This is a genomic window from uncultured Fibrobacter sp. (assembly GCF_946062555.1).
Classification (GTDB): Bacteria; Fibrobacterota; Fibrobacteria; order Fibrobacterales; family Fibrobacteraceae; genus Fibrobacter.
Map to the genome: position 1 here is coordinate 1 of NZ_CAMGVQ010000083.1, position 13,037 is coordinate 13,037.

Sequence of the window (13,037 nt, forward strand, 5' to 3'; positions counted from 1 at the left end):
GGGCAGACTCGGAAATGAATATATAAAATTTTCGCAAAGTGTGCAATAGGGGGAATATGGGGGAAAATAGAAAACCCCGCCTCAAAAGGGGCGGGGTAAAAACGGTAATCTTCTAACGATTGGCGTTCTCCATTATTCGACAACTAGTGTCGGAGAACTATTACAAACTTCGCTTTCATCATACTCCACACTAAATGTATAAGAGCCACTAGTAGAAGATGCTACAAAGTAACTACAAATAGTTTGATTTTTTTGTATCCATAAATCGTAACTAAAGTTGCCATCTGCATTCGTTCCCTTTAGCGTCGTTTTTGCATCAACCATATTTGGACCAACACAAATTTGCAGCTGCGTTCCCGCAGGAACAGGACCTGTTACGGTTTGTCCACCATTGTTATACTTAAAGAAACAATCAGCCTTGGGCCCCGAGATACAATTAAATGAGCCATTACACAACGATGTAGTATTTCCATGTGGAGTTATTTTGTAAGTATGGTTTCCTACAGTAGAACACGTAAAACCACCAACATCCACATTAGTCGCATTTTCAGCTATATCAAAATTACTCATATCATACCCATTTGAGTACTTACCAATACTATTATCAATCCATAAATCATATTTACTTGACACTCGCGTTGACGTAACCTTTATCTTTTGCCAAGCCACATCCTTTATAATATTTGCATCTACAGAACAGGTTAAAGATCCCGAAGTTGCAATACTGAGCGTTTGCTTACAATTTGTTGCAGCACCATTGAGCCAGACAACATATTCGCCACCTTCATTTACATCATATTGGCGATCATTTTGTTCTTGCACATTTGTGCCACTCGCAAACAGCACTCCATCACGGCGAATTTCATAAGAGCACTGATTTTCCTTACAATTCTTTAGATCCCAGCGGAACTTCGTAGTACTTCCCGTTGGAATCGTAGTTGCATCCAACCTGCAATTTTCTGCGCTCGGCTGAGTAACAGACACATCAGCTGAACACGCTTCAATGCCATTCAATTTTAACGTATATGTTCCCGAGGCCTTCACATTTATATCACCTGTCTCCCAGAACCACTGGTTGTACCGTTGATTATATGTCCCCTCAGCAACCTTCGTGCCGTTCGGGTCATTAAGTTCCCAAGTAGCATCTTTCAGCACTTTCAATTTTTCCACTTGGAATCTGACCTTTTCACCATAGACTCTTGACGTATTTGCAAATTTGCAAGATTGCGCAGTCCCAACAGCCCCGGTCACAGTCACAGTCTCCTTGCAAACTTCATGGCCAGCAAGTGTTACAATGTACTCATACTGTCCTGTGGCACTCATATTCCACGAATCCGAATAACCGTTATTCGACCAAACAGTCGTATTTTTTTTCTCCGTTCCATTCTCCGAAATAACCAAGTTTATATTTGCATTAGAAGGAGTGATATTGCTAACGCCAATGGTCAAATCTTCCCACTGTTCAACCGACGAAGGAATTTTACACGTTGCAGTCGGAGCGCTCACATTCAACATAGCTATACAAGAGCGGCCACCATTGACAATCAAGGTATAAGTCAACGAACCTGTCTTGGTCGGCGAGATATTCCAAACTTCATAGTTTCCACCCGTCCAGAACGACGCATTCGAGGACACTTCGTTTCCATCATCGTCTAAGAGTCGAACCGCTGCAGATTGATGCGTCCCACTAAAACTGGAGGCCCTGAATATCGTGCTTTGCCCAATACTAATGTTCTCATTGTCAAAGGCACAACGGCCCGCTTGAATTTCAGATTCCTGCGAGGTTACATCGTTTACGGTAAACGTTCCGCAAGTAACATCACTGAAAGGACGACTGGAATTCTTCTGTTTCATTTTGATTGTATAGGAGGCATCCTTCTGTAGCGGACTTTCTGCGGTATTCGCCTTGTTTGTCAATGTTGTATAGTTGGCAAAATTTCCTGTTGCATTATTTTCTGCCAAGGTAACATCCGCTTCAACAAGAACAACTTCGTAACCGCACTTTTCATCAGGGCAACCACTCAAGGAATAGTTTACCACAGGTATGCCTGCACCGACGATTACGGAATTTTTATTCAAACTACATTCAGCATTAATCGTCGAAATTGTATATGGATCAGTTACGCAGGGCTCAACAGACTGCTTATTATCATTTGACTGCATATTAAAAGTGAACACGTAGTTTTTCCCCGTATTCTCTGCATAGGGGTTGTCAGATGGCGTAAACACAACGGACGTTCGTCCCATAACATCGCTAAACGAACATGCGGTCACACCATCGCCACAAACCATAGGCTTCGGATCCATAGCCGACAAGCTCGCCGATCCGCCCGCATTCACTTCAATTTTGCCCGCTCTATCCGAATTATTGACTATCGCACGTAAAGTCCATTTATTGGTCGAAGAACTGAAGCTTGCATAGCACCCAGCAAAGCTCAGCACGTGAGGACAAGATGCAACAATGCTCTTGACCGTACCCTCGAGCGACGAACTCGGATTATAAACCCCGGCCTTTAATCCATCAGTCACATTCTGTACATAGACGCCGCCTACATGTTCAGGATCAAAGCCCTCAACCTCTGCAAATTCAGAAATGTCTAGAGATATGAGTCCATTAGCATTCGTCTTAAAGGACTTGCTATAGATTGGATCGCGTCCATATGTATACGAGTCCTCTTCTTGTCTACTAAACAGATATATTTCAATTTCTTTCTGCGTCGGGTTATAAAGTTCAATATTCAAAACAACATCGCGCAAATTCACTGTAGAAGAAGCCGCATTCCAGTATTCTCCTCCAGAGCTGCTGTTGTCCGTCAAAGTAAACACCGTTGATTCGGTACAGGGATTTTTCTCTCCGACCCAGAATTCACCACATTCCGCACTGGCATTCGCCCATTGGCGACTTTCATCACTAAAGCCACATCCTTCTACGGCAGCCTTCGCCACCCTATTTGATGTACCATGTGGACCAACAGCACTGAATGTGTAGTTTCCCGAGGTACATTCCTTAAACGAACCATCAAGGACCGAACCATTGCATGTCGCGTCATCGCCATTATAGTAGTAATGAGGAGTACAAGTATACGCCTGATTGAACCAAGCGGAAAGGCCCACCCACGGAACAACTTCAGCACCTTTTTCAATAATTCCACCAGGATACGCAGCCTTGAACGAGCACTTTACAGTAGGCGGTTTTTCCCAGCATTCCGCATTGTAGTCATCACTTTGCCAGCCAATCCCATAAAGTTCCATATCCGGAGAACTCAAACGGTATCCAACAGACTGGTGGTTCACCATATCTCTAAGTTCCTCGACACCATTCAAGTGTTCATCATCCAAAACAAACGTAGCCCTATAGGTCGTCGAGCTCCATGTACTCGGAATAACCGAAACAATAAGAGAATCACTATTGGTAAGGATATTTCTTAGCGAAGCACTCAGCAGGACTATCGAATTATCGTTAGCATACGAAGCCCTTCCATCATGATACAAAGAGGATTCCATGCAATTTGACGTTCCATCTATGCAAACTCGAGCAACAACATTATTGAACTCGTTCAAGAACACATTCAGGAACAACGCCTTTTTATCGGGCGACCAATTCCCTGAACGAAGCAAGAATCCAGAATTTTGCACAGCCGACCGTGCAATATTATTATTCCTGGCATCAATTTTCGGAATCTTAAATTGTGCCTTCAATGTTCCATAAAGTCCAGCCTCTACAGAACTCAATACCGTTACATCGTTCACTTCAGATTCTTTCTTATTCCTGGCAGAACTTCTAGAGAGTCTAATTTTGTCCGCCACAGCATCCAATTCTAGATCACTGATACTACCGTGCACCACTTTCCATTTTTCATTCGTGCCACAACTTGCACCAGAACATACACAATATTTCTCGCTCCCGCACGACAGCTGTTCCATCTTAAATTCATCAAAGAAACAGTGCTTGTCATTTTCGTTGAAATGCGCTCTAATATCTGCGCCACCTGTTGCCGTAAACGCAATCGTCTGTTGGTTCGCATTCGTAAGGAAGCTACATTCTCCCGATTCGCATGTCCAACGATTAAACTGTTTCGGACTATTGGGCAACGAAAGCGTCACCGCAGAACCGCGATAAACATCAATTGTACAAGATTTATCTGCAGAAGATATTTCGGAATAGGTACAAGTGCCTTCTCGTTTGTTTCCGTTACGGTCTTCGATTTCTACCTTAATAACCATTTCAGAAACATTGTCCGCCACTCCAGTAAAGCCATAAGTCAAAGTCTGCTTAATCGCTTTAAGTCCTGCATACAAGTAATGTTGACCATTAGGAGTCAATGGCGCTGCATAACTGTTATGCTCCCTAGGAATGATAATTTCGCACCCGCTTGGCGCCGTTCCTGCAGACAAACTTACGCTTGCATCGACATCACAGATCCACATCTGATTCGGCGTTACATTTTGACATTCACCACCAGTTGCACGCAAACTCACCCACGCACTCGCAGAATAGCAATCAGGAACTTCTAAGGAATTTGCCTTTTTCTGGAGCGCATCATCACAGCTAAATCGCTGGCAATAAGTTGCAAGGTTTTCCAATAAGACGTTCGCCGATGTCGCCATAAAGATTGTTTCTGTATTGTTGCTTGTTCCGGGAATATAATTATCACCACCAACGACCTGAAGTTGCAACGACCCTGTAGAAGCATTATTGTTAACGACATCAAATATCTGCTTGGACGCATCACCAGTCGCAATCGTCACAACGCAGGATGTCGGATTCGATGCGTTGTCACAGGCTACACCATCTTTAGGTGTAATTACCCAGCCGTCATGGCTTTCAGGTGTAATCGTAACTTTTACCGAGTATGACTGTGTCGCAGGACCATTAGACAACACCAGCGTCGGAGTTGTAGAGCCATTGTTATTTACTTCAACGCTAGTCTGTAAGAAGCCTATTTCAGTTGTATTTGCGAGGTTCCCTTTCACAATCAAATAAAACGGCACCTTACTTTCGGATCCATCAACAGAACCTGTTACCACACAAGTGTGGTAACCTTCCTTGATTAATCCACTAGTATTGTCATGGAGTTTTCCAGACGTTCTAATGGTACTTTCATCACAGGTGATGGAGCTCTGAACAGCAGGATGCCTACTATTCAACGCAACAAGTCCATAATAATCTTTAAGTTCACCAACAGGGTCTCTCGTTATGTAAATTACACGAGGAAGAACTATAAACGAGCCTCCCAATTCAAGTGTGTTTTTTAACTGCGATTCGGACTCTTTATTCTTGTACTGGGATTCCAACGAAATTTTCAACTGCGGAGCACTCGCCACATAGAACGAATCTGCAGCACCAAAAACACTAACAGAGATATCCTCACTTCCTGACGACGATGACGACGCCGGTTTGAGAGAAATCGGTGTTCCACAATCATCCGCATCTGCCGGGCACAGGACCCCACTTTCAATAAGATCATTAATCAATGGCTGATTAGTCGTAATCTTATCAATGGTCATCTCACTGACCTTTGCACAACCATCAGCCTTGGCATACACCGAGCCATGCAATTCAGCCGTATTATTGAATAAAAGCTTAGAAACCGTAGCATCGGTAAAAATAAAGTAATTATAATTTCCCGCAACAGTCGGTTGCAACGACCCGGTTCCACCTCTACGCAGGTACAGGAACACATACGAATCATTCGTCGTCGGCGGGAAAGAATTCTGTCCAGGATCATCTTCAAATATGATAATAAACTTTCCATTCAGCGTACCTTCAGGATCCTTTTTCCCTTCGCTGCGAACGCTAACCACCAAATAACCATTGAAGAGATTCTCGGAAGACAATCCTCCAGTAGAAAGTTCGGAATAGCAATTATTCAGTTTCGTAACAACGTCATTACTCCATGTCGTAATATCTGCGGCACATCCCTTGGACGCATACGGATGGAACACGTCATAAGAATTTTTCAAAACATCATCTACCTTATACTTAGCTCCATCACACCCCTGTTTTTTTGTCCAAATGGTATCACAAACCTCCTTGATTGTTTCGCCACATTCCAAATTGACAGGGTCCTGATTGCTCAGGGCTCCGCTTGTAATTTTAAACCATGAAGGAACCGAACAGAAGGGGCGAAGATCGTTTCCACTCGATATTTGATCTCGGCTGCAATACGGAGACCCAATAGCCAATTTTCGTTCGTAGCCGCAATTAACTCCAGTACAATTATAATTATAATAGGTATATCGATCCGTCAAAGAAACCGTTGTCAAAGCCCACGGTCCACTTCCTGTCGTGGTATAGCTTACATCCTGATAGTAAAACGGTTCACCCCCCACATAATATCCATAAATTGTTGACGCACCAAACCGGGGTATTCCCTGATACACGCCCTTCAAAGACTGCAAATCATTGCGCGTATAACTTCTATACTCAACATCCGTTTTACGAGTGTCATACAAGAAGAATTTATTCTCGCCGCTAGACCGTTCCCATTTGTAAGGAGTGTATTCAACCGCATTCCACTTTATCCATTCATCATTCCAGTCCCAGGTCCAATCCCAGCCTCCATAGTCCATTGTGGCACAATAAGCATAATTGCCGAATCCGAAACCGGAAAAGACCTCAGCACACTTTTTGTTCCCATTGCTATTTTGAGTAAAAAAGCGGTCGCTTGTACGCAACTGGGTATAGTCGCTAAAAGGACGTCCATATTTTATATACGCCGTACCGGTACTATCAGCAAAAAGGATTTTATTATACCTTTGATCAACATACTCATCATCTTCAACGCTATACTTCCCTGCATTCCAATCAAAGCTACCAAAAGCGACGTTAAACGGTCCCGGCAACCAAACATTTTGCTTCACCGTAAACGGATTATTCGTTCCATTCGAAAGCAACAAGGCATTTTCATCTGTACAAAAGTTTCCATGAATTACAGGAGCAAATTCACCTTGGCTTGTAGTCATAGTATCCGTAAGAAAAACACTTCCACCTATGTTAAATCCTGGATTCGCCTGAGATCCCATTTTTACATTGCCCCCAAAATATACGTTGCCAGATAGATTCGCCGTAAAATTGGAGGCGTTTCCAACAACATATAAATCCTGTCCTGTAAAGCCATTATTCGAGGACAGATTTCCTCCAATGCAAGCCGTTTTTCCGACATGTAAATTGCTTCCTGATAGTTCCGCATTGCCAGTCACAACAAAAGTGGTTGTCACCGTATTGGGGTTTCCTTTCCAGTTTCCATTGACCAACATTGAAGTCGGATTCATGTTACCATGGTTTTCTGTTGACCCGCCAAAATACGAATAATCAAAATCATAATGAGCCGTTTTCTTATCAGAAGGTATTTTCACCTTATACAAGCCATCTACTTTAAGAATAGCCACCTCGGAATGATAACCCATTCCGCTACGCGCCTTTCCCTTGGAGAGAATCTTTAACTTATAAGTAGTATTTTCCGTATTAACACCCGTAAGCCAAACATCATATTCCTGTCCGGCCTTCTTAAACTCCGCAAACTGATTATCTATTTTAATAGGTTTATTCTTATTTTCTTTAGACTGATACTCCCTAATCAAGGCACCAACATCATTTGCATGGTAAGTCATCCATGCACGTGTCGCCTGGATGCCAGCCTCAGCAGATTGAGACGCTTCTCGTTTTATCATTCGGCTCTGACTTGAAAACCCTTCACTGGTAATCCATTTCCATGTTGCCGTTGCCGCAATCGTCGCCATCAACATAAACAAAAGCACAGCGATCAAGGAAACGCCGGCTTTCATAGATTTTTCGGAGGCAAAGCCATTCTTAATGACGTTATATAAATTCGTCTGCATAGGAAACTCCTTGCTTAATCTCTAGGACCATTACTCGGAATGGGAATGACCAACTCTACGTTGCTTGTTTCACCCTTGTTGCCGTTTTTCACACCACGCTTTACGGACATTTGCAACTTTAGAGCCTTGACATTTTTCTTGTCTTGAATCGGAAGTTCAAGTTTGGATTCATCAAAACGGTAGTTTGAATGAAGTCCCCGTTTCACTTTAAGATTAGATATGGTCAAACTGCCATTTCCAACCACAGGAGAATACACCGCAAAAGTAAACGCAAGACAAACCCTTTTCACCGTATCTCGCACAGAGAAACGCATCACACGTTCAATGCTACTCGCATTGGAGCTTGTCGGCGGATAGAACATAAAATCTTCAATTTCAGCAGGTCTTTGTCCATTTAAGTCAATAAAGCCCACATGCATGTCGTCTCGCCCCGGAACAAACATTTGCATTTTTTCTGTTCCACCATCCGCACCATTTGTGGAATACGGAATCTTGAACGATATTTCGTATTCTTCCTTAGGCTTGAACGTAAAATTGTTCCCCGAACTAGCGCACAATCCGGCCCATGAAGACCCGCTGTTACCATCATTCAAAAGAGCAATCACTTGATGACGCCTTCTATTGTGTTCATCCAAAATTTGTCCATTCACAAGGTCATAGTTTGAGAAAAAGCCGCTTAACGTCACAGAAGAGCCGCCAGCACTCGTTGTAAGAGGTGCATAATCCTTTTCTGAATGTCGAGAGAAAAACCTGAATACATCGCCATCATCGAGAGGAAAAATTTGTTCCTTTCGATATTCCAATGTATCCGAATCGCTTCGAACACGAGGAATAGCCGGAAGTATTCTAAAGGCGCTAACCTCCGAAGCCATTATCACAGCAGAATCACCGATTGAGCTCCCCGTCGAACCTTTGGACGCACAGGGAGAATCTTCTACATCTGACGATTTTTTATCGATAATTACGCATTGTCTTTTCAGTTGGTACAAGGAATCGTTTGTTCCGGGAATTTTTCTCTCATATTCCAAGAACCAGGCGACTTCTTCAACAGCCTCATAATGTCCCGAAGTGTCGTAACGTACTTTTCTAAAAACCAGGCTGTCAAGCTTATTGCCATAAACCATTCGATATGAAGACGAATCTCGATTTTCTACAACCACATTCTCCGGATCTATATAGACCTCGGACATATGCGACACGTTGAAGACATCATTGCCACTTTCGACAATTTCGTCCAAGGCACTCTTTGCCCCCATCTGCGAGGCATCTTCCTTGAGAAGCATCGCTACGTTCTCGGCTTCTTGCGTAGCTCTGATCATATTGTCGGTGCGGATACGAAACTTGGTCGAATTACTAAAGGCTTCTCCCGCAACAACGACAATAATGCCCACAATCGCCATATAAACAAGCAGTTCCATAAGCGTGAAGCCGCACTTATGGGTTACCTCGAGGGAGCTTTTTTTTTTGAATAGATCCATCATCTGATAACCCCAGAAACTTTAATGGACTGAACGGAACTTTTAAAATGCCAACAGACTTTAACATCAAGACGTTTTGCATACACATGTTCAATGCTGTCGGAGCCCAAAAGCATTGATGAAGTTTTCGCTACGTAATCGGCATCTGGAGACACCGTAACGGTAGCGGTATATTCAACATTCATATCGTTTTCGATGGCACCCGGCTGACCTTTCCAGGTCCTAGATGTCACAATTTTATTCGGCAATCGAAGTCCCGGTTCACACGAGCAATATGTACCAGCATTTTCGTCACACTCCTGCATTTTATCATCAGAAAGTCCAGCTATACCCAAGGCGCCTAACGAATCAATAATGTTCTGCGCAACTTCCGTAGCACCATCACGACCACGGATACGCAACAACGCATCACGGTTACCCGATTGCAGGTTAAGAACCGCCATATAAAGGAAGCCCAATACGGCGGCGGCAACAAGAACTTCAACTATTCCAAAACCACGTTTTAACCGCGTATTTCGACAACAATTTAATTTACCATACACCTTCACCATAACACCACCTACAATTCCGTCCAGTTGGCCCAGCTGCTATTCTGGGTTCCATCGTTACCGGCTTTCCACATCGGAATTACCCTATTTCTTGTTCTGTCTTTACGAACAGCACCATAAATATTGTCACCGCCATACTGGATACAAATTCCACCTTCAGGAGGCGTTGCAGCAAGACCTAAACGAGGCTTAAAGGCTACTTGAGCATTTTGTCCAAACCAATCCGTCATAACCGACGGACATCCCGCACTCCGTTGAACATACTTCGCAGGGGATTCTATCGAATATTCTGCAACAACTCCATTTTTAGGCGACGAACAATCCTTTTTTTCATCATCAAGAACCACAATAACCGTTTGTGGAGACCCTGGATCAATCTTCATGCACAATACTTCATTACGCTGGCTAGACAAATTTGCCACGCGTTCCACGAAGGCTGCCGTATTCACCGCGGCATCCTTAATTCGGGCATTCGCGATGGCCCGCTGCAAACCGGCCACGCCCATAGCAGACAAAATCCCCATAATGGACACCACCACGAGGACTTCGACCAATGTATAGCCTTCTTTTTTTCTATGCTTTCTCTGCATGGGAGCAACATCCGTCAAACATTCTACCAGGAACACAACTACCCGAAACTAAAATAGCTTTTTTTTCCTCAAATGTATCAAAAAATTTAAAAAGCACCCGTTTTACGACAAAAATGGCTTTTTTAGCAGGATTTTTTATATTTTATGTAAAAAAATCCTTGTTCTAACAGAAAATGCCTTTTGATAAAGGAGTAAAATACATTTGGGAATCCCTTTGATGACCCCAAAACATTGATAATACAAGGATTTCTTTCTGATGAACAAACCGTGCACACCGGGGCAAAGCCCCGTTGAATCATGGAACCGTCTTTCAATTATCCAGCGTCATAAGAGCCGAGGAATCAAAGTCTGGTATCTGCGAGAAAATAGCCACGGACAGATCCACTACCGTTCCCTGGGCACAACAAACAAATCGGTGGCGCAACAATGCCTGCAACGTCTCCTTGTACTCCGATTTGCTCTTCCTTGGGAAAAACCCATTCCCAAAGACATGGGCTCCTTGGCCCAGGAGTTCGTTTCTAGACCATCGCTAAAAAAGGACAGTGCAGAACAATACAACCGAATCTTGGAACATTTTATAACATGGTGCCAAAACAAGGGGATTTATAATGTTTTTAAAATCGAAGTGGAAGATGCTCAAAAATATTATTTGGAACTCCACAAGAAATCTGCTCGGCAGCGATGCCGCGTTTGCGGGATTTTTCTTAATTGGGTTTACAAGCAAAACAGAATAGACCGAGTCCACCCTTTCAAGCTTATTGAATATCGCAAGACCGTTCGAACTGTGAGGGACTCGTGGAGTCCAGAAGAAGTACGGCGAATCGTCGAGAGCGCTCCTGACAAGGAATTACGAATGCTATGGGCTCTTATGGCTTATGCGGGGCTTAGAATAAGCGAAGCTTCCAACCTTACTGATGACAATATTCGCGGCAAATCCATTCTTGTGGTGGGAAAGGGAGACAAATTAGCCGTACTTCCCATAGGGAAAAGGCTATCCGAAGAACTTGCTTTATATGGTCCGCTTGGGTCTGGATTGCTGATCAGCAAACAGCGGTCTATCCGAGAGCTAAAAAAAGTATGTCAAAAGCTCCATATCGAGGGCTGGGTTGCAAACCATAAATTTCGTCACAGTTTCGCTTCCAACTTAGCCGCTCACAACTGTCCCGTGGGAATAACCATGCGACTGATGCGTCACAGTTCTAGCACCATGACATTAGACATATACACTCATATTCTGCAGGCGGATCTTTTGAAGTGGGTAGATGCAGTAGATGAGTAACCCTCTAGGGCCATAATCGATGCCCCCAAAATGCACACAGACGCGTAAAGCGCCTGTTACGGAGCCGTTCGGACATTCAAGCTATTTCTGAAGCCTCGGCCGGCACCACCTACACATTGACACTTACTCGCGGAACATCGTCCGACACCGACTATGCCACAGCATCTTGCGAGATTCGGTTTACCTCAACCACTCCCTCGTTCGATGTTCAGTGCAACAGTGGAAGCGGAAATACTATCGCAAACCAAACCAATGTGACGCAAGGCAGTACAGTAACAGTCACTCCCTACCAGGTAAGTGGTTGTAATTCCGACTGTTCCTATGACATTTCTCTTAACGGATCTTCCATTTTGAGTACGCCACAGAGTAGCTATGACGGCAGTAGCATCAATTTTACCGGGGCCAGCTCCTCGGGCAAAAAAGACTACACTCTTACTATTTACGACCCCACAAGCAGCGATTCAAAATCCTGCACATTCAGCGTGACATACGCAGATGGAGGGACCGATATATGTCATTGCGAGGATTACTGCGGAAATGGATGCAAAGACAATATAACAACAACAAATATTGATAACAGTTCATTTAATGGATGCCTATTCTTTACAAGCGTGTCAAAATTGCACTTTAACAATGGCTATAAAATTAATAATGTTGACAAGTCAGGACAGCTTTGTTGGGACGACCCCGCAAAATGCGAGAGCGCCTTATCAAGTATTGACAGAGTTGATGGCGGTTACTATTTGAAAGTTAACGATTGGGGTTATGTCACAATTACTGAGACCTACAATCCCTGCAAGGCGGAAGAATTACCAACAATAGTATGCCAAAGCACGCGCAAAGCCATAGCATCTAGAACAACCAACATCTCTATTACATCACTAACAAATTGCGACACAAAAAATGGTTGTAGTTTCACCGTGAAAGACGAGACTGAAACTGTTGCTTCAGGAAACATTAAAAGCGCAGGAAGAATTTCTATACCAGGTGCTACGGGAACCAAAAGCTACGTGGTAACCGTAACCAACTCAGTAAGTCAATCGGCATCATGCAACATTTCTGTAGCTTACGTTTCAGGAACAACCGTGAAAGCCAACGGAAAAAAATACGACATCGAATTTACGCAGGGAAACTGCTATATCGTCAAAATCAAAACTGGAGGAGTTTGGAGGTGTACAACGCCGTCACAACAAGCATCCGATGTTGTTATTGGAGAATTTAACGGATCTATAATGACAATTAATCAGAGGCTTCTGCAGTTTGTGTGGAGGGGTTGGGAGGAGTCTAAGCAGCGGTTTTC

6 protein-coding genes are annotated in these 13,037 nt (G+C 43.6%); 2 read left to right on the plus strand and 4 right to left on the minus strand.

Features of this window, described 5'->3' with window-relative positions; translation table 11 throughout:
• Positions 1-132: 132 nt before the first annotated feature.
• The 4 genes from Q0P86_RS15505 to Q0P86_RS15520 are packed head-to-tail and all read right to left on the minus strand — an operon-like array spanning position 133 to position 10,458.
• Positions 133-7,842, minus strand: coding sequence for a hypothetical protein (locus tag Q0P86_RS15505; RefSeq protein WP_295040710.1), 7,710 nt, complete (start codon positions 7,840-7,842; stop codon positions 133-135).
• A 14-nt stretch (positions 7,843-7,856) separates the two neighbouring features.
• Positions 7,857-9,323: a type II secretion system protein J gene (locus Q0P86_RS15510; protein WP_291023944.1), complete on the minus strand. Its 1,467-nt coding sequence runs from the start codon at positions 9,321-9,323 to the stop codon at positions 7,857-7,859.
• A complete protein-coding gene (locus Q0P86_RS15515) occupies positions 9,320-9,871 on the minus strand; it encodes a type II secretion system protein (protein WP_290992811.1) in 552 nt (183 codons plus the stop codon). The genes Q0P86_RS15510 and Q0P86_RS15515 overlap by 4 nt, the downstream gene beginning before the upstream one ends.
• A gap of 8 nt (positions 9,872-9,879) precedes the next feature.
• On the minus strand, positions 9,880-10,458 hold the full coding sequence (locus tag Q0P86_RS15520; RefSeq protein ID WP_295040713.1) for a Tfp pilus assembly protein FimT/FimU: 579 nt from the start codon (positions 10,456-10,458) through the stop codon (positions 9,880-9,882).
• A 256-nt stretch (positions 10,459-10,714) separates the two neighbouring features.
• On the opposite strand from Q0P86_RS15520, the gene Q0P86_RS15525 reads away from it, so the two are divergent.
• Both Q0P86_RS15525 and Q0P86_RS15530 read left to right on the plus strand, forming a co-directional pair.
• A complete protein-coding gene (locus Q0P86_RS15525; RefSeq protein ID WP_295040715.1) occupies positions 10,715-11,737 on the plus strand; it encodes a tyrosine-type recombinase/integrase in 1,023 nt (340 codons plus the stop codon).
• A gap of 350 nt (positions 11,738-12,087) precedes the next feature.
• On the plus strand, positions 12,088-13,037 hold a 950-nt coding region (locus Q0P86_RS15530; protein WP_295040717.1), incomplete at its 3' end, for a hypothetical protein.

Bases quoted from the DNA above. Each gene is read 5' to 3' on its own strand.
- Q0P86_RS15520 (WP_295040713.1), bottom strand. From the start codon at position 10,458: ATGCAGAGAAAGCATAGAAAAAAAGAAGGCTATACATTGGTCGAAGTC.
- Q0P86_RS15515 (WP_290992811.1), bottom strand. From the start codon at position 9,871: ATGGTGAAGGTGTATGGTAAATTAAATTGTTGTCGAAATACGCGGTTA.
- Q0P86_RS15510 (WP_291023944.1), bottom strand. From the start codon at position 9,323: ATGATGGATCTATTCAAAAAAAAAAGCTCCCTCGAGGTAACCCATAAG.
- Q0P86_RS15525 (WP_295040715.1), top strand. From the start codon at position 10,715: ATGAACAAACCGTGCACACCGGGGCAAAGCCCCGTTGAATCATGGAAC.
- Q0P86_RS15505 (WP_295040710.1), bottom strand. From the start codon at position 7,842: ATGCAGACGAATTTATATAACGTCATTAAGAATGGCTTTGCCTCCGAA.